At 55.3% G+C, this 22,785-nt stretch carries 21 protein-coding genes and 1 pseudogene; 17 read left to right on the top strand and 5 right to left on the bottom strand.

Translation table 11 applies throughout. The features are described 5' to 3' along the window. Nucleotides 1–221: 221 nt before the first annotated feature. Nucleotides 222–884 carry a DUF2625 family protein gene (locus tag FRY98_RS21905; RefSeq protein ID WP_148456119.1) on the bottom strand — a complete coding sequence of 221 codons (663 nt, stop codon included), beginning with the start codon at nucleotides 882–884 and terminating at the stop codon, nucleotides 222–224. A gap of 113 nt (nucleotides 885–997) precedes the next feature. Here FRY98_RS21905 and FRY98_RS21910 point away from each other — a divergent pair, with 113 nt between their 5' ends. The 11 genes from FRY98_RS21910 to FRY98_RS21955 all read left to right on the top strand — a co-directional run bounded on the left by FRY98_RS21910 (nucleotide 998) and on the right by FRY98_RS21955 (nucleotide 12,587). Beyond that, a complete protein-coding gene (locus FRY98_RS21910) occupies nucleotides 998–1,660 on the top strand; it encodes a hypothetical protein (protein ID WP_148456121.1) in 663 nt (220 codons plus the stop codon). Between the two features lie 187 nt (nucleotides 1,661–1,847). Further along, the gene (locus FRY98_RS29330) at nucleotides 1,848–2,585 is read left to right on the top strand and encodes a hypothetical protein (protein WP_338114619.1); all 738 of its coding nucleotides are present in this window, start codon (nucleotides 1,848–1,850) and stop codon (nucleotides 2,583–2,585) included. Then, nucleotides 2,506–3,165 carry a WD40 repeat domain-containing protein gene (locus FRY98_RS29335; RefSeq protein ID WP_338114620.1) on the top strand — a complete coding sequence of 220 codons (660 nt, stop codon included), beginning with the start codon at nucleotides 2,506–2,508 and terminating at the stop codon, nucleotides 3,163–3,165. The genes FRY98_RS29330 and FRY98_RS29335 overlap by 80 nt, the downstream gene beginning before the upstream one ends. Nucleotides 3,166–3,378: 213 nt before the next feature. Then, nucleotides 3,379–4,338 (top strand): AAA family ATPase, encoded by a 960-nt coding sequence (locus tag FRY98_RS21920; RefSeq protein ID WP_148456123.1) that lies wholly within the window; start codon nucleotides 3,379–3,381, stop codon nucleotides 4,336–4,338. A gap of 13 nt (nucleotides 4,339–4,351) precedes the next feature. Beyond that, nucleotides 4,352–4,987 carry an RNA ligase family protein gene (locus FRY98_RS21925; RefSeq protein ID WP_148456126.1) on the top strand — a complete coding sequence of 212 codons (636 nt, stop codon included), beginning with the start codon at nucleotides 4,352–4,354 and terminating at the stop codon, nucleotides 4,985–4,987. A gap of 179 nt (nucleotides 4,988–5,166) precedes the next feature. Beyond that, nucleotides 5,167–5,970 carry a hypothetical protein gene (locus FRY98_RS21930; RefSeq protein ID WP_148456129.1) on the top strand — a complete coding sequence of 268 codons (804 nt, stop codon included), beginning with the start codon at nucleotides 5,167–5,169 and terminating at the stop codon, nucleotides 5,968–5,970. 430 nt (nucleotides 5,971–6,400) lie between these two features. Continuing rightward, the gene (locus FRY98_RS21935) at nucleotides 6,401–7,462 is read left to right on the top strand and encodes a suppressor of fused domain protein (protein WP_148456132.1); all 1,062 of its coding nucleotides are present in this window, start codon (nucleotides 6,401–6,403) and stop codon (nucleotides 7,460–7,462) included. 24 nt (nucleotides 7,463–7,486) lie between these two features. After that, the gene (locus tag FRY98_RS21940) at nucleotides 7,487–8,335 is read left to right on the top strand and encodes a metallophosphoesterase family protein (RefSeq protein WP_148456136.1); all 849 of its coding nucleotides are present in this window, start codon (nucleotides 7,487–7,489) and stop codon (nucleotides 8,333–8,335) included. Nucleotides 8,336–8,370: 35 nt separating this feature from the next. Further along, a complete protein-coding gene (locus tag FRY98_RS21945; RefSeq protein ID WP_148457336.1) occupies nucleotides 8,371–9,438 on the top strand; it encodes an ankyrin repeat domain-containing protein in 1,068 nt (355 codons plus the stop codon). A 16-nt stretch (nucleotides 9,439–9,454) separates the two neighbouring features. After that, nucleotides 9,455–10,255, top strand: coding sequence for a hypothetical protein (locus FRY98_RS21950; RefSeq protein WP_148456139.1), 801 nt, complete (start codon nucleotides 9,455–9,457; stop codon nucleotides 10,253–10,255). Nucleotides 10,256–10,301: 46 nt separating this feature from the next. Further along, nucleotides 10,302–12,587, top strand: coding sequence for a hypothetical protein (locus FRY98_RS21955; protein WP_148456142.1), 2,286 nt, complete (start codon nucleotides 10,302–10,304; stop codon nucleotides 12,585–12,587). Nucleotides 12,588–13,009: 422 nt separating this feature from the next. Here FRY98_RS21955 and FRY98_RS21960 read toward each other — a convergent pair whose 3' ends face one another. Continuing rightward, entirely contained in the window at nucleotides 13,010–14,299 is a 1,290-nt protein-coding gene (locus FRY98_RS21960) for an XRE family transcriptional regulator (protein WP_148456144.1), read from the bottom strand. A 79-nt stretch (nucleotides 14,300–14,378) separates the two neighbouring features. On the opposite strand from FRY98_RS21960, the gene FRY98_RS21965 reads away from it, so the two are divergent. The 3 genes from FRY98_RS21965 (at nucleotide 14,379) to FRY98_RS21970 (ending at nucleotide 16,553) form a co-directional block, all read left to right on the top strand. Further along, nucleotides 14,379–15,767 (top strand): SMI1/KNR4 family protein, encoded by a 1,389-nt coding sequence (locus tag FRY98_RS21965; RefSeq protein WP_148456147.1) that lies wholly within the window; start codon nucleotides 14,379–14,381, stop codon nucleotides 15,765–15,767. Between the two features lie 63 nt (nucleotides 15,768–15,830). Then, nucleotides 15,831–15,956: a hypothetical protein gene (locus tag FRY98_RS29230; protein ID WP_276508721.1), complete on the top strand. Its 126-nt coding sequence runs from the start codon at nucleotides 15,831–15,833 to the stop codon at nucleotides 15,954–15,956. A 132-nt stretch (nucleotides 15,957–16,088) separates the two neighbouring features. Further along, nucleotides 16,089–16,553, top strand: coding sequence for a hypothetical protein (locus tag FRY98_RS21970; RefSeq protein ID WP_148456150.1), 465 nt, complete (start codon nucleotides 16,089–16,091; stop codon nucleotides 16,551–16,553). Between the two features lie 451 nt (nucleotides 16,554–17,004). On the opposite strand, the gene FRY98_RS21975 is transcribed toward FRY98_RS21970, so the two are convergent. Continuing rightward, on the bottom strand, nucleotides 17,005–17,376 hold the full coding sequence (locus FRY98_RS21975; RefSeq protein WP_148456153.1) for a hypothetical protein: 372 nt from the start codon (nucleotides 17,374–17,376) through the stop codon (nucleotides 17,005–17,007). 136 nt (nucleotides 17,377–17,512) lie between these two features. Here FRY98_RS21975 and FRY98_RS21980 point away from each other — a divergent pair, with 136 nt between their 5' ends. The 3 genes and pseudogenes from FRY98_RS21980 (at nucleotide 17,513) to FRY98_RS21985 (ending at nucleotide 19,979) form a co-directional block, all read left to right on the top strand. Continuing rightward, on the top strand, nucleotides 17,513–18,016 hold the full coding sequence (locus FRY98_RS21980) for an ankyrin repeat domain-containing protein (RefSeq protein ID WP_338114621.1): 504 nt from the start codon (nucleotides 17,513–17,515) through the stop codon (nucleotides 18,014–18,016). A gap of 12 nt (nucleotides 18,017–18,028) precedes the next feature. After that, nucleotides 18,029–18,220 (top strand): annotated as a pseudogene (locus tag FRY98_RS29340) (DUF4274 domain-containing protein); the annotation flags it as partial. A 76-nt stretch (nucleotides 18,221–18,296) separates the two neighbouring features. Beyond that, nucleotides 18,297–19,979, top strand: coding sequence for a DUF6138 family protein (locus FRY98_RS21985; protein ID WP_148456155.1), 1,683 nt, complete (start codon nucleotides 18,297–18,299; stop codon nucleotides 19,977–19,979). A gap of 125 nt (nucleotides 19,980–20,104) precedes the next feature. Here the strand turns inward: FRY98_RS21985 and FRY98_RS21990 are convergent, their stop codons facing one another. Continuing rightward, on the bottom strand, nucleotides 20,105–21,496 hold the full coding sequence (locus FRY98_RS21990; RefSeq protein ID WP_148456157.1) for an SMI1/KNR4 family protein: 1,392 nt from the start codon (nucleotides 21,494–21,496) through the stop codon (nucleotides 20,105–20,107). 72 nt (nucleotides 21,497–21,568) lie between these two features. Then, nucleotides 21,569–22,597 carry a hypothetical protein gene (locus tag FRY98_RS21995; RefSeq protein WP_148456160.1) on the bottom strand — a complete coding sequence of 343 codons (1,029 nt, stop codon included), beginning with the start codon at nucleotides 22,595–22,597 and terminating at the stop codon, nucleotides 21,569–21,571. Between the last annotated feature and the right edge of the window lie 188 nt (nucleotides 22,598–22,785).

The raw sequence follows: 22,785 nt of genomic DNA on the forward strand, positions 1-22,785 counted from the left end.
CGGGAAAACCTCCAGTTAATCTCCGGTGAAGAGGCGGTTTTGCCCCTTGTGGGCGGAAATAGCGGGAGAAATTCCAGCTAAATTGCCCCCTGAGGACGTTATGAGCCAAATTAACGGGAGAAATTCCCGTTAGTGGGTTGGACTTTCAAAAGCGCGGTCCGTCGTACAGGGAATCGTTCCACCCCCTTACGAAGAGCGCCCTGGGCCTGGGTCCGCGACGTTTATTTGGCTCCTCCCACGGCAACGCCCCAGGCCTCCGCAACGGAAACGGGTGATTTCCGGCTCGACTCTCCGCCGCCTTCCGCGGTCCAGAGGGGAGGGTAGTAGGCGAAAACCTGGCCTTCCTCAAGGCGTTTCATATCGGCTTGCCAGCCTTTCCAGCGGAAGGTCTGATAGAACAAATCCAAATCGCCCTCCGCGAGCCAGGCCAGGAAACCGGAATATTGCAGGTCGGTCGATTCCCATTCCAGCGTATCCGGCGCGAAATAATAGATAAGCCCGCTTCGGCCGAATTTGTCCGTATCCAGCGCAAAAAAGCCTCCGGCCGCATCATAAGCGACCACCAGCAAGCCGTCCTCGGGCGTGACTACTGATGGTTCCGTCCCCAGCCCATTCCAGGAGCTCAGACTGCCGAAGATACCCGGACCACCCGCTCCAAGCAGTGTAATCCAGCCTTCGTCCCACTGGATGCCTCCCGTCTCGTAAGCCACCGCTCCCAGATAGGACTTTGTACTCACTTGCAAGTTGTATAATGTGTCTATCGCCGATTCCCGCACGGCGGGAGCGATCATATATGGATTTTTGCCCTGACGCAGCAGCTCAAGGATCTCCTCCCATGCGTGGTTTTCCCGATCCACCAGCGTTTCCGCTGAAAAACTGAACATCCTCATCCCTGCCTTTCTGAATACTTTGTACCTACCGCTTCCTAGCTTTTCCAGTGTATCATAAAAAGATAGGCCTATGGAGTGGGACTCTTAAGGCAGAGGGGAGGTAAATTGTGGAGGAGTTGAAAGCTGCTTTGCAGCGTTTCTTGGAGCAGCAGGATCTTTACAATGCGGAGTTTGGGTTGTTCGAAGAGCATGAGATCCGTCTCCGCCCCGAGCCGGTTCATTGTGAAATCGACGAGCAGATTCCGGTTTCTCCGGAGCTTATGTATTTATACAGCCATTACGAAATAAGAGACTCGAAGGCGCAAGGGACACAGAAGCTGAGGAATGCCGCCGTTGAGATCGGGGATGCCGCCGTGTTGTTTTTTGCCGCGCCGGAGCATTTGCACCGCCAGCAGTTGGGCTATCGCTGGATCGGTCAGAGCGAGCCCTACCGGGAATCCGAAACCTGGCCGCGTCAGCACGTGGTCATCGCCAATTTCAACGACGATCCGCTGATTGTCGATACTTCTGTGCCGGGTTCTCCGGTATATGCAGGGGTAGCCGGGGGACGTCCCGAATGCGTCGCGTCCTCGCTGGGAGATTTGTTCCTGGCGCTGGCGATTTTGATCGAGGGGGCGCGCGCTTTTGGCGGAGAAGTCGTGGATGAAGAAACCTATGAAACCAAACCGGCTTATTTGGAGCAAGTAGAACCGCCACTTCGGGCATTGCTGGGAGCGGAGCGCGCGGAACACCTCTGCGAGTTCTTATCGTTTAATATATATATAAGTTGAACCTAAGATTTAGCAATAGGCGAGAGTGTGAAATGATTCTGGAGAGGCGTAGCGCTCGCCTTTGTGACCGGATTTCTACCTTAATGAGTTTAATTAAGACATCTGGGAGCAACAGCGATCGGAAGAACATTTCACACGGCTGCCCTACATGCAAATCAATAGTTCGATACATAAGGAGATTGATACGATGAGTTGGTTGAATCAAGAAATCGCGGAACGGTGGCGGACGGAAGGGAAACGCTACGCTTCCGACATCAACGAATATGTCCGGGTCGGCATGGAAACCGACTGGCCGGAAGATCTCACGCCGCCGGAGGAGGACCAGCGTCGCAGCCTCGCGGGAGAGATCCTGGGCATGATTCGCGGCGCCAATCGGGCCGGGGAGACGAAGCGCCTGCGGGAGGAGATTCCGCCGGCATCCTGGCCGATTACCTCCGAGTTTCAGGAGCGGCTCCAGCCGGTCAAACCGCTGGCTTTTTTGCGGGACGGCAGCTTGCTGGTGCATGTCGGCGGCCAGCGGGAACGGGGGACGCTTTATGTCGCCCGGGAGGAGGGGCTCGGCGAAGTATCCGGCGCGTGCTTCGCCGGAGGATCGCGGGACGGCGAATACGTCGCTCTGGTCGATGAGGAAGGCATTCGCGTGGTTCATGGCATGACCGCCGATACGGAAGGCGAACGCGTAGCCGTCTACCTTTGGCAAGAGGTGCAGGGCAAGCTGAAGGCGGCGATCCCGGATTTGGAATCCCTGGCCGATGAAGCGCATCCCGAGAACGTGATGGACGAGGTGATTCCTTTTGATGGGGGGGAGGAAGCTGCTGCTCGTTTGCGGGTACGGGGTTTATTTGTTGGACAGCGAGGGGAAGGCCGAGCTGCTCTATCCCGAACTCCCGGACCTCCTCAAGTACAAAGCGGAAGATACCATTGAGGATATGGTTCACGGGGACGTCTCGCCCGATGGCCGGTGGCTGGCTTACGGCACGCAGGGAAGCTCGCATATGTTGAAGGATTTGCAAAGCGGGGAGGTCTACGCCTTCGAACCGGCGTCCAGCTACCCGCACTTTGCCCGGTTTTCAAAGGATGGCCGTGAAGTGTGGTACAATGCCTGTCACTTTTATAACGGGGCGACGATCCGAGTGCCGTTTGCGGAGTCCGGTCAGGGGCGGCTCGGCGACAGGGAAGCGGAGTGGCCTTTGACCAATGAAGAGATGCGGGTCTATGCGGGCGTGTCTTTGAAGCAAGGCTTTATTCTCGGGGACGCCTACGGCTATCTCAAGTTGATCGACGGCGATGGCCGGGAGATTTGGCGGTATTTCGTAGGCAGTACGATCTTCGGCATGACGGTAACCGCGGACGATAAGATGCTGGCCGTCGGCACGTACGGGGGCATGCTCCATCTGCTGGACCTGGACAGCGGACGAAAGAGCGAATACAGCATCGGAACGGCCGATATTCTGGAAACGGACCGCTGGATGCTGTGGCGGGACCAGGAGCCGCTGCGCTGGTAATCCATACAATAAAAAAAGTGAATGATGGTTTTCTATTTCAGAATTGGCACGTAAATTTTGCGGAAAGCAAGCTGCATACCCTTGTTGAATCGGCGATTTAATGTGTTTAATCCATTAGACCGCCGATTTTTTTGTTTCATCGCAAATACCTTCTGCACAGGAAAGCGGGTTGATATACTTGAGACATCAAGCCTTGGAGAGGAGGTGATGAAGATGAGTACCATTCATATGCTGGCCGGTATTCCGGGCAGCGGCAAAAGCCACTATGCGAAAGAATGCTGCAAACGGGAAAGAGCCGTGCTGGTGGCGACGGATGCGATCCGGGAAAGGCTGTTCGGGAGCGAAACCCGGCAAAAAAACACCTATCGCATTTTTGACGAAGCCTTTGCCGAGATCGAACGGGCGCTGGCGTCCGGGAGAAACGTCGTGTTTGACGCGACGAACGTAGCGAGGGACCGGCGGATGCAGTTTGTAAAGCGATTCAAGGCGGTTCCGGTGGAATGCCATATTTTTACCACGCCTTACGAGCTGGCCCGCGAACGGGTGCAGCAGCGAAAACGCAAAATTGAGGACCGGGTGCTGGAGAAGTACGCAAAGAACTTCGAGTTTCCCGTGCTAGCCGAAGGTTTCGACAAGCTGCACCTCGTTCGTACGCCCGCGGAAACCGGGCTGGAGAGGGCTGGGCTGGAACAGCTGCTTGCGCGAAAACCGGGCCATGACGAGCTGTTTGCCTATTTGCGGAGTTCTCCCTATTTTGCAGCGATGCTGCACTTTGACCAGGAGAATCCCTATCATTCCAAAACGTTGTCCGAGCATACTCAGGCTGTTCTGGAATATGTCGATGCTTTTTACGAAGGGGAATACCTGCTGGAAATGCAGCTGGCCGCCTTGTTTCATGACGCGGGCAAGCCGTTCTGCAAGGTCTGGAAGCCGAACCGGGGCTATTACTCGTATTTTGGACACGAGCATGTATCCGCGGCGATCGCCTGCCACGTTCTGAAGGAACTTGGGTACGGGGACGATTTTATTTTGCATGTGGTCGATTTGGTGAGCTTCCATATGGAGATTCTGCACGGCGGAGACGCCGGAGCTTCGAAAATCTATCATTTGCTTGGCGACAGGATGCTTGCGGAGCTGTATTTCTTCGCCGAAGCGGACACGTTCGGCAAATAGAGGAGGTGATGAAATGAAAGTGAAATACCCGAAAACGATGCACCTGCCGTGGTCCAGAAGCTACACCGACGATGACAAGATTTTGCGGAATACGGATCATTTTACGGGGCGGGAGGTCGTCATTACGGAAAAAATGGACGGGGAGAACACGACGATGTACCGGGACTTTATGCACGCCAGATCGCTGGACAGCAAAGACCACACGTCGCGCCATTACGTAAAGACGCTCCACGGCGGCATCAAATATTTGATCCCGGAAGGATACCGGTTGTGCGGGGAAAACGTGTACGCAAAGCACTCGCTGTACTATACGGCACTGCCCGGTTATTACCTGCTCTTCTCGGTATGGGATGACCGCAATATTTGTCTGTCGTGGGATGAGACGGTAGCCTGGGCGGAGAAGCTCGGAATCCCGTCGGTTCCGGTGCTGTATCGCGGGATCTGGAGCGAGGAAGCCGCCAAGGCGTGCTATACGAAGCAGTCGCGGTGCGGCGGAGAGCAAGAGGGCTACGTGGTCCGGCTGGCCTCCGAATTTCCTTACGAGGACTTCAAGCGCTCGGTCGCCAAGTTTGTCCGGAAGAATCATGTGCAAACCGACGAGCATTGGCTCAGCAAACCCGTTGAACCGAACGGATTGGCTTCATCCTAAAGCAGCCGGCCTTCGTTTGCGGCGAGTCTAGTTCATTTTTTGCGGAGTTACAGAATTTTGAGAGGAGGGTTTACCATGTAATACGAATGCGATTTCCCCACCATTTTGCATCATACATAAGAAATACGGATTAACCATTACTTACATCATTTATTCAAAAAAAACGGAGGTGGATTGCCGTGAGTACGGGGATTGCGATTTACGATACGGAGGGTATTACCGCGCGGGAGGCTTTGGACATCGGCCGGTCTTTTTTCGAGACGATCGGCGTCAGCGTAAACTCCGCTACGTACTACAGGCTTTTAAGCGACGGGGACCACATAGGGGATCACGACCTGTTCGAGGTTGCCCCGGACCGGCTGAAAGAGATGGTGTTGAGCGGCGATTGCGATGCCTACTGGCTTTATCACGAGCGAAAAGGCTCGGTCCCCTGGCATGCGGCCTTCAGCCGGCAAACCGGGGAGTTCGGCGGATTTCCCCATCTGACGGCGTTCTGCGAGTTCTCCCTGGAAGAAGTGTACGCCCCGCTGAAAACGTGGCTCGAAAACTTGGTGAAGCGTTTTCCCCGCTTTAGTTACGCCGTGGTTTACAGTGCCAAAAAGATGACCGACGCCTATTTATATGCCGCGGGGAATGGAGGGGCGGCCGTGTATCCGTATGAAAACCGCTTTGCCTTTAACAAGGAAACGCCCGGTTTATACGGTGGAAAGGGACGGTATTCCGGGGAGATGCTCCGGATGGTGTACCCTTGCAACCTGGTGAACCATCGGCATCTTGAGATCGATATTGGCGGGGTCAAGCTGGGGGAATGGATTGTTAGCGGCCGTGAGCACGGAAAGCTGACGGAGCTCGGGAACGACTTTTGGCTGTGGGAGGTGGAAACGGAGCAGCTCGACACGGTCAACCAGGCTTGCGGCGAAGCCGGAATATCGATAGCCTGGAAACCCGTCGTGCCGAAGAAGCCGAAGCGTAAGCTGCCGTGAACAGGTGGGGGGCTGGCTGGTAATCCGACGGCTTGGTTTCTATTAACGGGAATTCCTCCCGTTATTTTGGTGCCTATACGGCTGGGGAGGCGATTTAGCTGGAAAACCTCCCGCTATTTCGCCTGAAATTGTGCAGATCGGCCATTGAGCCGCGAAATAGATGGAGCTTTTCCAGTTAAATTCAATTCAAGGGCCAAGAACGGTAGAATAGCGGGAGGTTTTCCCGTTAATCCATGTTGTCTGATAGGTACTAGTGCCCCATCTGACACCATTGATTAGAATTCCTGCAAATCTGCAGAGATTTTCGACGGACGACACGGACATTTGACGGACACTAGGCATCGTTTCATGGATTTTAGAAACTCTCGGTATCTCGGGCAGGTGCCCGTTTAACAAAATATAACAAAAAAATGACTTGGAGGAATAAAGGATGAGCGAAGAGGCAGTGACCATCGGATGGGATGCGATTACGGAGCAGATGACCAGGATTTACGGGACGCAGGAGCCCAAGCATTACGGCACGGTGATCCCCTATATGCTGGGAGGAAAAGATCCGCTGGACGGCCTCAGCGCCTATAAGGCGGACCAGCCGTCCCCGCATTGGCATATCGTGACATTCGGATTTTCCGAGCTTTACGAAAAAGAATCGGAGGATCCCGATTACAGCGGCTACGGATTCGAGCTTACGTTTCGGGTGGCGCGCAAGGAAGACGAGGAGGAGCCTCCGATGTGGGCGCTGAACCTGCTGCAAAATATGGGGCGGTACGTGTTTAACAGCGGGAATATTTTCGCGGCCGGCGATTATCTGGACGCCAACGGGCCGATCTGCCTGGGCGCGGACACCCTGCTGACCGCCCTGGCTTTTATGGAAGATCCCGAACTGCCTGCCGTACATACTCCGAACGGACGGGTTGAATTTCTGCAGATGATCGGAATTACGGAGGATGAGCTGGAAGCGATGAAGACATGGAGCACGCTGAGCGTATTGGAGGCCGGCCGGGCTGCGCTCCCGGGATACATCACCGACTTGTCGCGCGATTCCCTGCTGCAGATTCCCGCTGTAAACGAAGCGATCCAACGAGGGATCGAGCGGGACGGCTCAAGCACCGGCTTTTTGTTCGTGGATCAATTGGCCTGGGAGGCCGGCAAGAATCGCCTTCTGAGCAAGACGCCGGCGGTGCTTACGCTGGGAGCCAAGCAGGCGCCGACGGTAGCGAAGCTGCTGCGCGGCCGGCTCCTGAAAGGGAAGGAGTTGACCCTGGCGAGCCACGACCTGCGGGTCGTTCTGGAGCCGGGAGAAGAAACCGGCTGCGAGGCGGGCGAGGAAGAGGTACGGTTGAGGCTGGATGCAGCGGCGGCGGAAGAACTGTCGCGGACCTTGCAGCCGAGAGAAGAGACGGTACGGATATCTACTTATAAAGGCTTGGTTATTCAGGTCGTCAAAACCCATATCAAGGACCAGGATGGAAATGTGGTCTCTACGATCGGGTGACCCGAAAGTCAGGAGTGATGCATTATGAAGTCCCGCAGCAGCGCAGGCAAAGCGCAGTTGAAGGTGGTCTGTCTGGCGGAGGAACCGATAGAGCGACTGCCCTATACCGCCGCCGCCCCCGGAAGCCAAGGGGTGTCCTACGAATATTTGCCGGTTTACCTGGGGGAGATGCTCGGACTTCCGGACGAGGTGGATGCGCTGATCGTCGCCTCGGATCTTCAAGGGGTGGCCGGACACGGTCCATTAGGAACGCGTTCCCCCAGGCTGGTCGGCGAGGAGTTGCCTGAACTATTGGCTTTGGTGCTGGAAGACTGCCTTCCGCAATTCAGTCCCGAACGGGCTGTCGTGCTCCTATGCGGAGATCTGTACGCCGACCCGGGCCAAAGAGGCTCCAGCGGCGATCCGCTTCCGGTATGGGAGGCGTTCCGCCGGGAGTTCGGCACCGTGCTTGGCGTGGCGGGCAATCACGATTTGTTGACAGCGGAGGGGAGAGCCAGGCTCGAGGCGCTCCCGGGTGTGGATTACTATGCCGAGCCGAAGACAGCCCCGCACCGCGGCCTTGTCGTTGGCGGCTTGGGCGGCGTGACCGGGAGGGCCGGCAAGCCGAACCGGATGCCCGAGGCGGATTTTTTGGCCGCGCTGAAAAACCTGCTTCGCCGCGGTCCGGATATGCTGCTGCTGCATCAGGGGCCGGACGTACCGGCCCTAGGGCTGCCCGGCCATCCGGGAATCCGGCGGGAGCTTGAGGCCGCGCCGCCTCTGCTGGTCTGCTGCGGACATATCCATTGGGATCGGCCCATGGCGGAGCTCGGCAACGGGACGCAGGTCATCAATACCGACGGGCGGGTGTTGGTTTTTACGGCGGCGGAATAAAGTTTGGCCAAATTTATGGCGGAGAGGGGATCATGATGTACAAGATCAGGGATAAAGGGAAATTTGAAACTTTGCCGGAAATGGCGCTATACATCTACGAAGGGGATGTGGCGGCGATAGAGACGAGGTTGGCGGATGGATGGGATTTGGAAGAAAAAATAAAGTTGGGGACCCGTATCAAGCTATCCCCTCTGGATCTGGCCCTGATTATGGATCGGCTGGAGATTGTAAAGCTGCTGGTGCGGCACGGAGCGGAGCTGAACGAACCGGGAAATCCGGCCTTTCTGCTGGCGGTCCGGTACGGCCGGGAGGAGACCGTCCGCTTCGTCCGGGAGCAGGGGGCCCGAATCGACTTGGTGAACCATGTCGGCTCGGGGGCTTATCAGGAAGCCTACTACGGAAAATCAGGCCATATTCCGCTGATCCGCGAGCTGGGGCTCGACCTACGGGAGCACGGAGGCGAAACGCTGCGCACCGCCGTTTCCGACCATAAGTTGAACATCGTCGAATATTTGCTGGACCACGGGGTCGATATCAATTACAACGAACCGGACATGGTGTACCCTTACCGTGCGACCCCGCTGACCGTTGCGGCCAGAAACGGAAACATGGCCATGGTCCGCTATCTGGTCGAGCGCGGGGCGGATGTCACCCTGGCCGAGAAGAATGGCGAGCGGCCGTATACGATCGCCGTAGCGGCGAAAAACCGCGATATGGCGGAGTTTTTCAAAGCGTTGGAGCCGCCGGAGTTTCATGACCGGAGCATCAAGCTGCATACGCTCAAAAGCTATCATCTTCCGGCGGAGCTGGTGGCCTTTTTGAGCGGGGATGAGCTCCGTCTTGCCTTGCCGGATAACGAATACGATGTGAATTATATCGATTTCTTCAGCCTGACCGACACGATTGAGATGAAGCACGGCCGTAAAAAGCTGCTGCGTCTGTCCGCCGAGCTGGACAATTACAGCGATATCCTTCTCGTCTGGCATCCCGGCTCCAAAATGATCGGTTACTATGACGTGGAGCATCAGGAATACGCGCCTTTGGCGAAATACGGAGAATTTATGGCAAACCCCGGACTTTATGTGGAGCGGATTTTTGAGTGAACGGAGGCGTAAGGCAATGGATGCGAAGGCCAAAAAGATATTGCTGAACACCTACTGGAGTTCCGGCCGCTGGAGAGCGGGCGGTCCTCTCTGTACGGATGAAGATTTCGAGTATGCGAAGAGCAAAGGCGTTATGTTCGACCCGGTGACGATCTCGCATGACGAGTGCATTCGCCGGCTTAGAGAGCTGCACGAGAAGTCGATTACAAAAGAGAAAGTCGTACGCGCCTTCCTGCACAGTTTATCCACGCGCAAAGTTTATTTGCGCAGCGCCCTGTCCAGCTATGCGTTAACGTACGACTTGTCTTTACATACCTATACGGCGCAAGCGGCCGAACAGCCGAGTTACTCCACTTGCAGCGCTTGTAACGACAGAAGGCTGATGGCGAACGAACTATATCGCGATGAGGACTGGAATGTCCTTAATTTTGAGCGTGTGAAATGGGGAGGCGTCCGTTTAAACTGGCTGAGCTACTGTCTGATGGACTTGGAATTGCTCGCCGGGCAGGAGGAGGAATTCGCGGTCATCGCGGAGGACGTGACGATCCTTAGGCGCATGTTTGAAGCGGTGGAAGATTGCGGAGACAAAGAAGCGGCTCGGCAGTTGGAGAAACGCTGGAAGGATGTTTTTCCGTCCAATGGCTACGAACGGGACTTTGTGATGGAAATCTGGGGATACGCCGGACTGCTGCAGTCCGGAGACGACTACCGGAAGGAACGGGGCCGCGGCACCGACTTTAACTCGATGGCCACCTGGAGGGGTGAGGATGGTTATTCCAGGGAAAAGGCGGAGTTCTATTTCGGAGCGTATCTGTAAGGAGGCTGGGGACGGCCGTGTGTTTTAGGAAGGGAGAGGTTGTATTGTGAAAAAAATGCGGGGAATATCGCTGTTGAATCTGGTGTTCTTTGTACCCGGAATTCTGTTAAGCGTGTTCGTCTGGAACGATTACAACCGCTATGTCGGGAATGTCGATGATTACCTGCCGACTCCGAAAGGGGTTTATGCGCTGGATGAGGGGAAAAAAGCGGTGGGGGTTTTCGAAAAGGACCTCGGCGAAGAGCAGTTTACGGCTCGGCTGTTTGATACCGCCACCGGAAATGTGCTGAAGGAGTTCGTCCTGGATTCCGACTTTAGCGGGGAACTGGGACCGGCGGTATATCAGCAAGGCGGTGTGATCATACCGACGTATAATACCAGCAACGGGCTGCGGATCAACTTTATCCGCCCGTCCGGGGAGGTTGAAGAACTGGCAAGATCAACGGTGCACATCCCCGGGGGAATGGGCTCGGGGACTTATTCGTGGCGCGGTCGGCTGATTGTGTCCGGGAAAACGATAGGGGATGCGCTCTATCTGGCCCAGGTGAAAGACGGGAAGCTGCAAATTGCGAATTTCAATAAGCCCGATCTACTTCCGGCGAGACCTGTCAGTGTGAGCGAAGTTCACCGCAGCTTTGAGAACGATCAGGCGGTTCCGATCTTTTCGGTGAGCCTGAAAGACGACCGAACCGCGTTCGTCAGCGGAATTTTGGACAAAAACGGGCTTCCGCTCGTGCTCCTGCAGAACAAGGAGGAGAACACGTTCGAGGCGGAGGACCGGGCCGGGGCGAGTTTCGCCAAGCACTTCGGCTTCAACAACGCGAAGCTGGTCCGGGAGAATGGCGATTATCCCGGAAAGGCCGTGTTTTATAATGCGGCCAAGAGCGAATGGGGAGCCGCCGTACCGACGCCCAAACCGGTTTATCAGGCCAAGGTTTTTCTGCTGAACGACCAAGAGGTGCTGATTGCCGGATCGACGGCGGAAGATGAGCTGAACGGGACTGTGCTGGGCTATGTGTTCAATGAGAAAACCGGGAAATACAGCGATGCCACCGATTTGCTCGGAAAGCTCTCTTATGAGGATTTGAAAGGGGAGGATACCGGCTTCCACAAAGAACCGGACAGCGATATGCTTTACTATGTAAACGGCGAGCATGCGGCGGCGGGCTTTGTCAATGTCAAAAGCCGGGAGGCCCAGGTGTTCCTGGGCGATCAGGTCAGAAGCTGGGTGGTTGCGGAAAATGAAACTCGCCTATCGCTTCAAAGCTTCTGGAATTACGTGAAGCAAGGCAACGCACTCGTTATCAACTGGGTGGTCTGGCTGTTTATTCCGTTTGTCACCTTCCTCAGCGGAGCTCTGCTTCCTCGCCTATTAAGGGGAACAAGATCCAAAAAAATCGCCGAAGGTGTGGCGCTGCCGGGCAAGATCGTCGATATGCGGGAAACGGGCCTTTATGTGAACGAGCGACCGCAGGTCGGGTTTACCGTCCGGTTCGAAGACGAGGGGCAGGTTAAGGAGATTGAAATCAAACAGGTCATCTCGTACCTGAACGATATCAAGGTTGGAGATCCTGTCATGATCAGCTATAACCGGAAAAAGAACAAGGCCGTGTTTATCACGGAAGATGATCTTAAGGACATGGGGCAGCGACCGGAATCGGGACCGGAGATCGTAAAGAACGCGGTACTGCGGCGGATCGAGGCATGCGGCAGGGTGAACCGGGGACAGGCGTTGCAACTCCATTTTACGGCCGACGGCCGCGACTATGCCGTGCCGGTGGTGCAGCCTCCCGGGTTCGAATACCGCGTCGGCGAACGGGCTTCCCTGGCGCTGATCCAGGGGACGGTGCGGCTTTACAGTTACGGTGACGGGGGCAGCTTCGAACATGCGGAGCAAATTTCCATGGAGGGCGAAGTGCTCCGGGTGGAGGAATTCCCGATTGCGATCGGGGGACGGAAGCTCATGCTGTTCGAAGTCATGTTAACCGAGGGACCGGAGCGGCTCCGCAAGATCAACAGTCTGTTTGTGCCGAAAGAGCTGCCGGTAAAAGCCGGCGTGGTTCTTCCCGTCACGATGAGAAAAGACGACTACTCGAAGGAAGTCCGGCTGCATAGAGGTAAGCAGGGGGCGGCGAAGGTGACTGCGGTTCAATACGCCGGAACGCTGGGGGAACGTCCGCTGGCGACGATCACGGCGGAAAGAGGCGGAGTCGTCTACCGCATCACCCAAACGATTGAACCGGTGTACGGGGTGGAGGTCGGCGACGACGTGTGGATCGCTTACGACGAGGCCTCGCGGGAGGCGATCATCGTCAATTACTCTTCGATGTAAGGGTCTTTTGAGGCGCTATTTTGGAAAATGCAGGCCAAAACATGATTTTGGCACTCGTATCAGGGAAATAAGGGCCTTTTTGGCACTAGTGTTGCATTAACCCGAAGGGATTAATAACCGTAATCGCCTCCCTTTGAAGCTTGGCGGGAGGATAAGGGTCATTTGAGGCCTTATTTTGTCGAATTCGTCCCTTCGGTGAGAAATAGCGGTCTTTTGGGGCCTTATTTTAGGGGAAAGCTGACCGAAACCTGATTTTTGGACCCGCATCAGTGAAATAAGGTCCTTTTTGGCCGCTATTCTTCCCGAAAACGCAAATCGGGGCGAAATAGCGGCCCAAAAGGCCGCTAAATACCGCAGAGGGCGGCCAGGGGGAGCGATTGCTGCCTCTGCCTCCGTTACTTGGTCTACTTGCTCTATTTGCTCTATTTGCTCCTCAACAGCTGAACGAGCTTCTTATAGTAAGCCGCCGCGTCCTTATATTTGCGGAGCTCCTCGGAGACGACGGCCAGCGCCTCGTACAGCGGCTCCAGCCGGTTGGCCTGCCGGATCGACTCGTAATAGGGCAGGCAGGCCAAAGCCTGCTCCATGAAGGAGTCGTATTGGCCTTGGGCCAGCGACAGCCGACTGCGGTAAAACAGCAGGGACATCTGCTGGTCGGTGTTATGAGCGGTTCGGTCAAGCATGGCGATCTCGCTCTCCAGCAATGTCCATTGCTTTCGGCTTACGGCAAGCTCGCAGCGGTATACATGGATGAGCGGACGGAACTGTGCCCGAATCTCCTCCGGTTCCCGGAGAGCCATCGCTTCGTAACGGGCGATTTCCTGTTCGGCCTTGTCATGTTCGCCCAGCAGAATCAGCATAATGATCCGGTTGTTGAGCAGCGCCGGAAACAGTTCGCCTTGGTTGGAGGCGTAAACCAGGTTGGCTTCCGCCATCGCCAGGGCAAGGAGCGCCTCCTGAACGAGTCCGACCGAGAAATTATAGCCGCTGTAGGCGATATAGAGTTCGGACAGACGATGGAACCAACGTTGTTCATAGACGTGTTTCAACGTATGCTCGAAGGTCCGCTTCGCCTGGTCGAATTGTTTTAAATAGATGTAGGATTCCAGCATAAAGTTTTGCGCCGTCAACCAGATTTCCGTTCCGGGTTCAATCGTCTCCGCCAGAAGCAGCGACTGGTTCAGCGCTTCGTCGTAACGGCCTTGGGAGCGGAACAGCTGGATATGGTAGTAGTGGAGGGCTTTTTTTGCCGGCGTTGGCAGATGAGGCATGCTGCTGCCTTCCGGGCGGCCATACTTGTCGAGGAAAAAGTCCAGGTAGTTCCGGTGTAAATAATCATAGGCTATCGTGTTGTTCAACTGCCGGTAATAGACAGCTTTCATCAAGGCGGTTGTCAGTTCGACGGTCAGGGTGTCATCCTTATCGGGCAGCTCGCCAACCTGCTGTTCATCGATGGTGGCAGCGGACCGTGACAACAGGTCGAAGACCGCTTCCGCCCGCGACAGCGTTTCTTCCGAGACGGACGAGGCCTCAAGCAGATAGGCGGGGGTGACGCCGAGCCGGCCCGCGATCTGCACCGCCAAATCCTCGGGCAGCGGGTAGCGCTCCGCCAAAATGTTGGCGAAGTGGGCCTGCGTCACAAGGCCGTCCACCAGCTCTTTGCGGGCGATCTCTCTTTTTTTGCACAAATAGTCGATCCGTTCCTTTAACATCAGGCTTCGTGCATCCTTTCCGTTAAATGTCATTCCCAAAGTATACCATAGTTTTTTTGGCTAGAAGGAGGTACCTCGTTTGAACAATCAATTGGATCGGATTTGCCGCAAACTCGTGCTGGCCGCTCAAGCGGATTCGGAATATCGAGTATTCGGCGCCAAGTCGCATCGGTATAGGATTAATGAACCGTTGAGTTCCGTTGAGCTGCGGCGCTTTGAGCAAACGCACGGGATCGTGCTGCCCGAAGCCTATGCCGCTTTTCTGACGGAAATCGGGAACGGCGGGGCGGGCCCTTACTACGGGATTCATCCGCTGGGGACCAAGCAATCTATTGAACTGGATCGTATAAACCAGCCTGCGACCCTGCGTCCTAAGACGAGTCCTGACATCGCGGGCGGAGGAACCCACGCTCCCGATCCCGATCCCGACACGATGAGCGATGAGGAGTATGACGAGTGGGTCGCCCGACAGGTTCAAAGTCTGCTGAATATCGGCGAACAGGGATGCAGCTATGAAACGATGCTGGTCATAACGGGCGAATACCGGGGAAAGGTGGTTTATTTGGATCTGGACAGCCACCGGTCTTTTTTTACATATGAAGCCAATTTCCTGGATTGGTATGAGCGCTGGCTCGACGAGACGATCGCCGGTTACGACGATTCCTGGTTCGGCATGCGCCGGGGCGGAGATGATCGATTGCTGATGGACCTGTATGCCGCGGCGACGGAAGAAGCGGTCAGGCTGGAGGCGTTGGAAGGCATGCTCAAACTGCCGGAGATCACCGAAGAAACGGCTTTGTTCCTAGAGAAGCTATGCCGGGAGAGCTCGGGGGAAGCAGCCCGCCGGGCGCTGCAGGTGCTGGCCAAAACCAGGTTCGGCCGGGCGGAACCGCTGATCCGCCAAAAGCTGAACGGGACGGATGCCGAAGGCCGCCTGCTCGCTCTACAGTTTATCAAGTGGTATATGCCCCCGGGAGAGCGGTGCTTTACAGAGGATATCATCCGTTTGCTGCCGCAGGAAACGAATGCGGAGGCATTTCGCTTCATGACGTACGTTTTGGATGATGCCGGTATGGACGTGCTGCCATGGATGCTGCCTTTTTTTCGTCATCCGGACAAGGCATTTCGTGTACAGGCCGTCCATCGGGCCGGGAAGTCCACAAGGAAGGCTGAGCACCTGTCCGATTTCATGACGGCGCTCGAAGATCCGGAAGTCCGTGTGCAGCTCATCGCCGTTCAGGCATTGTCGGACGTGCCCGATCCCGCGCTGCTCGAGTCGTACGAACGGCTGCTCCGGCAGCATCGGACGGACCGGGATTATGTCCGTTCGAATGTGCGCCGTCGTCTGGAGGAGTTCGGATTTGCCACCATGGAAGAGATGGAGCGGAAGGTACCCGCATCTTTGCTGCAAGTGAGAGGAATGCTCAGAACTATTTTGGATCCTTATCTGAGAGGGAGAGGGCGTTAAATATTGGAGGTGGAATCATCATGACCGAACGTATTCCCTGCCGGACGGTTGCTGGAATATGCAATGGAGCTTATGAACGGGGGCGGGGACGGAGATAGGGGGATCGCGGAAAATATCCTGTTGTCGCTGGTATACATGTTCGTATGTCCAGAGGACAGGCTGACCGCGAGCGTGTATCAGCAAAGCTGAAAGTATGTTAGGAAGCGGTCGCTCAGCGTGCGCGCTTCGCGGTCGGGCTAGCTGGAGGTTGGCGGTGCTGGCCTGAGGTTTGTCAGCCGGACCTAATGGGGATCTTCCCTCCAAAATGAAGGAGGTTACTCTATGTATATTGATTTTTCGATCATGGCCTCGATTTCCGATTTGGTATTTTATCCGGACGAGCAGCGCGACGAGTATATCCCTCATCCGAATTTTCAGGCGGTGATGGATACGCTCAGCATCCGCGTGCCTATAGAGGCCATTTATGAGCGTTATTTTGATCATCCGGTGAACACGGGGGATGTGCTGGTATTCGGCAGGAAAGAACAGCCGGGCAGTTGCGTCGTTTTGGACACTTACCGTGATCCGCTGGACCAGTTGGATATGATTCGTTTTGGATGGCGGACCAAGGAAAATATAGAGGAGGTTCAAAGGTTGTCGCGGCTATTATATGACGAGTGCGAGTACGCGGTATGCTATTCGGAGGGACAGTCGGTGCTGCTCGATGTGCTGCGTGAAGACAAGTATCCTCGTAAATTTCATTATGTTACGCTGTTTGAACAGCGAATAAAAAGATACCTGGTATGATTGCAAAGCCAGCCTTAACAGCTGCTCCAATCTAGTGTCCATATGAAGAAAACCTTTGATAGTCATAGAATTCCTGCATATGTGCATGTTTTTTTTCTGTTTGGAACAAAAAATTCAAAATTGCTGCGATTCTGCAGGATTTTTCGACGGAATCGGCTCGTATCTCTAAAATTGCCAGAAAAGCTTGCAGATTTGCATCTTTTTTCGAATTCCCTCAGGGACTGGATGGAAATACCTGCAGATTTGCATCTTTTTGGAGTTGGAAGAAGTATTGGAAGGTGCGCTAGGTCCTTGATCTCCGCGGGTTAAATACGATTTTTCTCCTGCTATGATGTCTGAAGGGGTACTGGTACATGGGGTAATCAGCTTGCTTTCCTGCCGGAAAAAAACGGCCTTGTCAAAAGAGGGCTGTCCCTTATAGGACAGCCTCTGCACACCGTCAATCGCCGCGTCAGGTGGCGGGTGAGGATGTAGCGGCCGGTTCGGGAGCCGACCCGCCGCTTTCGGAGCGGCTAGTCTCGAACTGCTGTTTGGCCGTATCGGAAATCTGTACCGTATCTCCATGCTCATTCGATACTTTATCTCCGTTCTCCGCGTCCTCCTTGGACGGCTTCTCCGCTTTCCCTTTAATTTCAGGGATATGGGCGAATAGGGTTCCTACCGATTCCTGCTCCATCTGCATTTGCATCATTCGGGCCATCTTTCGTTTCTCCGCCGCTGATGCGCTGTTTTGGGAGATCTGCATAAGCTGATCCAATTTGGACGAGGGAGCGGATGGCGTGGAAGCATTCGACCTGAATAGGGATATAGGTTCAAGTTTCATATGGAAAACACCTCCTTTAGTTGAGAATGGCTGCCACTCTTTGTTTATCGGCTAAATGGTTGGAATATTTAACCTGACGAATTATCGCTTACGAGTTCGAGTCGAGTCTATCAAAATATGGAGGGAGTCTGAGTCTATGAATTGGAACGAGGTCAGCCGGACGAAAGACTTGGAAACGGTTCGAAACGCCGCAGCCGAGCTGGACGTAAACGAGCGGGACGACCGGGGCAGAACCCCGCTTATGCTGTTTCTGACGCATCGTATGCCGGTCGAGGCGATCGAAGTGCTGCTGAATGCGGGAGCGGATCTGGAAGCGGAAGACAGGCTGGGGGATACGGCGCTCAAAAAAGCGGTCAAATTCAAGCAAAAGGAAGCGATCCGCAAGCTGCTTGAGGCCGGTGCGAAGCTGAATTCCCCGGGGGGCATCCTGGCGACCGCCTGGAACGCGGCCCGCGGCAACAAGGAAATCGCCGACATGCTGCTCGGGACCGCCGGAGCGGTCCGCCTCACATTGACACCGCAGGAACAAGAGGTCGTGGACGATATTTTGTATGAAGAATCCGGCAAAGACATGTGCGACAAAATCCGGCGTCTGGACTCCCCGGTTCTGCTTCATGCGGTCGTGAACGGGTACAACTGAGACGACGGCCCGGAACCGATGCTCTGCGCATTCGCCAACCCGTCCATACCGGAGATTACGCTGTTCGACATGTACGAGCTGCTGGACGGGGACTACTGGCTGGAGAAAGACGAATCGGAACTTGCAAGGAACCCGGAAGGCGAGCGTTGGCGGGAGTTGGCCTTAAGCTTAAGACAACGGTTACAATTAGACGGAGAAGTGTAGGAAGTTCAGGAAGTGCAGCATTAACGTCATTCTATTTATACTCTTATCAAATCTATGATCGGGAGGACAGGCCAACATGAATCAGGCGGTTGAAGCTTTTCTTAATGAGGTTTGGCAGGAGGTCATGACGATTTACGCCAAGGAAAACACGCAAATCGGCGAACTGGAGCACCGAAGCAGCCTGCAGGCGGGAATTATGGATTATCTGCAGGTGGCCTGGAGAAAGGGGAAATTCACCTGGGAAGCGGGGAAAATTCATATCGATATCTATGAGCCGTTCTCCTGGAGCGATAGTTCTTATAAAATCGAAGCGGGTCCTTACATCGCGGAGTTGACCGACGAGCAATTGACGGAGGAATTTTTCCCCGCCCTGTGCGATCGGGTGGACCAGCTGTTTCGTTCGGAGAAGTTCGGTCCGTCCTTCTTTGATTTCCGGTTTCAAGTCGTGTTTGAATTTGAACGGGAGACGTCCACCATTTCGCTGAACCGCCGACTGATAAATGAAGCCAAGCGGACGGAACTCCGCAAAACGCTGGAGCATTTTATTCAAACGCGGGTTGTTTCCGAGTCGCCCGGGGACATGCCGGGAGAGAAAGACCTGTTCTTCTTCGCCGATCATCTGGTCGATCCGGAGCTGATGCGGCAGGAGGAGAAAGAGATCGACCCGCTGGTCCGCCGGCTCTCCGCGAAGCTGCGTACCGACCCGAGCCGCCACGCCGAATGGATCCGGCACTATACCGCTGCCTTTAACCGATGGGCGCAGGAATATTTTTTGCCGCGGTATTTTGATCGTACCCGTGACTATGGAAACTACTGGACTTTGAAGACGGGGCAGGATCTACAAGCGGTTGACGGCGGTGAACTGGACTTCTTCCTGTATGCCGCCCTGCAGGTCGGGCTCACCGAGCCGGATAACCGTCAGGACTATCTGGAGCTGGCGGTCCAACTCGGCTCGCAGCGGGCCGCCGATTATTTGAAAACGGGCAGCGGAAAGTTTGCCAGCATCTATCGTGGAGAGCGGGTGGAGGGCAAGAACAACGATGTGACGCGGACGATCGAAATTCGGATCCTTACCGAAGAAGCGTCGGCTTATGAAGAAGCTTTGGACTATATCATCGGCCTATTGCGTCAGGGATTTCCCAAAGGCTATCAATTGAAACTGAAAAGCAGCCAAAAGCATTTCCTGCCGCTGAAAAAGCTGGCGAAGTCCAAACTGCACCAGTTTTTTGCCAACGCGCTCAGTTATCCGGCTCTCTTCCCTAAGCTGGCGGAATATGCCGACATCGCGATGGAGGAGTTTGCGTGGTACGAGGATGTGGAATCGGGCGAAAAATCGGTCATGCCGGGCACCTACGCCGTTATGGGCCTGGGCTTGTACAGCGAATCTTATTTCCCGTTAGTCCGCCGCTATATGGAGCTGGTGGATACGGAGCATCAAATGGTACAGGACAGCTATGCGGAAGTGTTTATAGAGGCGCATGGATTACGTGCAGAGCATATGCCGGTATTCGTTGCGATTTTGCTGGGGGGCAATGACGAGGGCAGGCCGGTGAAAAATGCCGTCATCGACACTCCGGAGCTCGCCGAAGCGCTTGTCCAGGTGTTGAAGGGGAAAGAGATACATGAACGCGAGCTGGTACTGTGCCGGATTTTCGGGAGCGTCAAAAAATTGGCCGCAGCGGCCCGGAAAGCGCAGCCTCCGCTGAAGGAAGGCCTGGAACAGCTGGTGGCGCTCCAAATGTTGACATTGTTGAAGTAAGCTCAAACTTCAGATTTGAGCGAAAAAGAGCCCGCGCCATTTGCGCGGGCTTTTGCTTATGCCACTCGGTGGCGGAGGGCCGGTCATCCTGACATGTCAGCCTGCCAGCCTGCTGGCCGGATGAATCAGGCTTCCTTCAATCGTCCGATCAATTCGGCCGCGGCCTGATCCGTAAACCGGATTCGCCCGTGCTCCTTGACGATCCGCCCTTCCTTCAAGCGGAGGTCCAGCCAGCCGGAGATCCATCCGGGCCCGTAGCCGCCCTGGCTGAATTCCCCCGCGCCGAAGGCGATGATGTTGGGGTAAATGTCCAGGTAGCGCTGGCGATCCGTATCCGGGTAGGACTTGGTGTAAAGCCAGAACTGCACATCATACATCAGGTACGACCGTTCATCCGCATGAAAGGAAAAATGACCTTTTTCTTCGACGATTTGCGTGCAGATGCGGCGGATTTTTTGATCGATCTGATCGAGCTCCGTGACGTTGGCACACAGTTCCGCGAGTAAGGGAGAGAATCCGCCGTGAGCTACGTTGTGCAGATCTGTTATCTTATCTTCGTCGGAGGTATCGTATTCCGAACTATGCACGAGCCCTCTGATAAACGCCTCGAAATTGTCGGCGACGAAGGTAATCTCGTAGTCGCCCTCCTGATCGACATGAATGACTTCCGGTTCGCCATCCGGCCCGCAGGCCCGGTAATCCAGCATGACCAGATCATGGCCTGCCGAAGGGCAGTCGCAGATCACCACGCCGATATCGGGGTATTCCCATTCCTCGATCATAAACCGGCTGCCCAAGTCACCGCAGAGGGAATAGCTTTTTTCCCGGCCGATGCCCAGAATGCCCGAAATGGCGATATGATCTTCGGCCCAGGAAGTCGCTTCCTCCATCGGAAAGCAGGTATTCTTCGGAATTCCGCCGTTTTGCTGCTTCATCAGCGCGATATAGGATGCGGGCAGGTTGTATCCCAGCTCTTCCTCGACCGAGGCGATCATTTCATCGGTTGGCGGCGCGGAAACGTATTCCTTTCTGGCGTAGTCGCTATCTTCCCAAAAGTCGGCGAGCGACATCCCAGCGAAAGGAGTGTGGTTCTCGGCTGTTGAACCTCCGGATTGCAAGGCGGCCTCCCGTTTGGCGGCAAGGCGCCGCTCCTGTCTGAGCTGCTTTTCCGCTCTTCCCCGGCTCATTTGCAGGAAATATTCGAAATCCGGATCACCGGGTTCAAGCCGGTTCGCGGTGGCGAAGGCCTCCGCCGCTTCATGATATCTTTGCAAATGGAATAGGGCGTAGCCTACCCGGTAGTGCCACACCGCATCCCGCTCTCCCGCTTCGGCGATGGTGCCGAGGTGAGCGAGGGCCTCCTCGTAGAGTCCCAGATTGTTATAGGCTCTGCCCAAGCGGCCTACGGCTTCATAATCCCGATCTTCTTCGGGAATCGCCGAGAGGGTGTCGACGATTTGCTGCTGCTCGTCTTCCTCATGCCATCGGTTCAATTGTTCTATAAGCGTTTGGTCCATGATATCCCCCGATAATTGGTGTAATTATCCTATTATATCAATTGGGGAATTAAACCAGCAGGTCCAAAGGATTCATCTTTGCAGGCGCAGGATTCGGCGAAAATGCAAGTAATCCAGCCGATCCACCCAATCCAGTTCGTTCTCCTTCAGGTCCCGATAATAGGTCGCAACCGGAAGGTACCCCCAGAAAATCCCCATCCCGCCGCAAATGTTGCAGCCCCCGTCCCCGCCTTTGCCGGATGCGACGCCTTCCGGCGAGACGACCAGCTCAACGCGGTAAGGATCGCCGAGGAAGCATAGACCGAAGCCGTTGGGAAGCTCGAGGTCATAGGGCCGTTTTTCGTCCCCCTCTTCCAAATTAAATACGGTCATTTCGGGCCGATCCAGTTCGCCGAAATGACCGACCTTCATCGTATAGTCGAAGCTGTCGCCCCAGGGGAACAGGGTGCGGCTTCCGCCGCCATAGAGGTACTCCCATTCGTCTTCCGTCAGGATACTGAAGGGCTTTTCCAAATGGCTAGCGGACCATTCCGCAAAGTCCGCGGTGTAGTCAAATAGATGGATCCGAATCCGCTCCCCATCGCGTTCCAGCCGGTAGGACTCATACACTTCATAACTTAAGGAGGTGGACTCATTGAAAAGAGGCAGCTGCTGCCGGATCTCCGCGTGCAATTCGGGATCCAGCTCCGGTTCGGTTACCTGGGTCCACCCGGTGGAGCGCGGAGACCGTTCCACCAGCATCGCACCGATCACGGCCTTACGCGGCGGGGACATCTGCTCCTGCAGCACCCGGGCCGCCTCCGACGCGTCCAGCCCCATCGCCTTCAGTCCCGTCAGCAGATCGTCCAGGGTGGCCTGGTCCATATCGCCCGGCCATTGATCGGTGCTCCAGCCGAGCGTTACCTCATCGCCCGGAACCCAGAGAAATTCGCTCCCCTTATATGTAAAAACACCCGTTTCCAGGCATTGTCCATAGCGCTCAAACCGTTCGATTCCCCGAAAGGAAAAGCCCTCCGGCAGACTTCCTTCCAACTCGCGCATGAAGCGTTCTTTTTCCGGCCTGCTCGTATTGTTCCACTCCGCGCGTCGCTGTGTGATCATGTTAACCTCCTCCATCCCGGCAAATAGGGTCTGCCAATACTAACCACTAGTATATCCTGTGGCCGAAGGGGGCTTCAATGATTCTCGCGGCCCACGGCCCGCCTTTACTTGCCAAATGGTTGATTCGTTCGTAGAATCCAATTATCGCCAATATTAATGATGTGGCTAGTCGAATTTCAGAAAATCAG

This window comes from Paenibacillus faecis (genome assembly GCF_008084145.1).
Taxonomy (GTDB): Bacteria; Bacillota; Bacilli; order Paenibacillales; family Paenibacillaceae; genus Fontibacillus; species Fontibacillus faecis.

What these genes read in the sequence shown, in the direction of transcription:
- FRY98_RS21950 (WP_148456139.1), top strand. Translation starts at nt 9,455, where the DNA reads ATGGATGCGAAGGCCAAAAAGATATTGCTGAACACCTACTGGAGTTCC.
- FRY98_RS21925 (WP_148456126.1), top strand. Translation starts at nt 4,352, where the DNA reads ATGAAAGTGAAATACCCGAAAACGATGCACCTGCCGTGGTCCAGAAGC.
- FRY98_RS21995 (WP_148456160.1), bottom strand. Translation starts at nt 22,597, where the DNA reads ATGATCACACAGCGACGCGCGGAGTGGAACAATACGAGCAGGCCGGAA.
- FRY98_RS21980 (WP_338114621.1), top strand. Translation starts at nt 17,513, where the DNA reads ATGAATTGGAACGAGGTCAGCCGGACGAAAGACTTGGAAACGGTTCGA.
- FRY98_RS29230 (WP_276508721.1), top strand. Translation starts at nt 15,831, where the DNA reads ATGGAGCTTATGAACGGGGGCGGGGACGGAGATAGGGGGATCGCGGAA.
- FRY98_RS21975 (WP_148456153.1), bottom strand. Translation starts at nt 17,376, where the DNA reads ATGAAACTTGAACCTATATCCCTATTCAGGTCGAATGCTTCCACGCCA.
- FRY98_RS29330 (WP_338114619.1), top strand. Translation starts at nt 1,848, where the DNA reads ATGAGTTGGTTGAATCAAGAAATCGCGGAACGGTGGCGGACGGAAGGG.
- FRY98_RS21985 (WP_148456155.1), top strand. Translation starts at nt 18,297, where the DNA reads ATGAATCAGGCGGTTGAAGCTTTTCTTAATGAGGTTTGGCAGGAGGTC.
- FRY98_RS21920 (WP_148456123.1), top strand. Translation starts at nt 3,379, where the DNA reads ATGAGTACCATTCATATGCTGGCCGGTATTCCGGGCAGCGGCAAAAGC.
- FRY98_RS21905 (WP_148456119.1), bottom strand. Translation starts at nt 884, where the DNA reads ATGTTCAGTTTTTCAGCGGAAACGCTGGTGGATCGGGAAAACCACGCA.
- FRY98_RS21945 (WP_148457336.1), top strand. Translation starts at nt 8,371, where the DNA reads ATGTACAAGATCAGGGATAAAGGGAAATTTGAAACTTTGCCGGAAATG.
- FRY98_RS21935 (WP_148456132.1), top strand. Translation starts at nt 6,401, where the DNA reads ATGAGCGAAGAGGCAGTGACCATCGGATGGGATGCGATTACGGAGCAG.
- FRY98_RS21970 (WP_148456150.1), top strand. Translation starts at nt 16,089, where the DNA reads ATGTATATTGATTTTTCGATCATGGCCTCGATTTCCGATTTGGTATTT.
- FRY98_RS21960 (WP_148456144.1), bottom strand. Translation starts at nt 14,299, where the DNA reads ATGTTAAAGGAACGGATCGACTATTTGTGCAAAAAAAGAGAGATCGCC.
- FRY98_RS21990 (WP_148456157.1), bottom strand. Translation starts at nt 21,496, where the DNA reads ATGGACCAAACGCTTATAGAACAATTGAACCGATGGCATGAGGAAGAC.
- FRY98_RS21940 (WP_148456136.1), top strand. Translation starts at nt 7,487, where the DNA reads ATGAAGTCCCGCAGCAGCGCAGGCAAAGCGCAGTTGAAGGTGGTCTGT.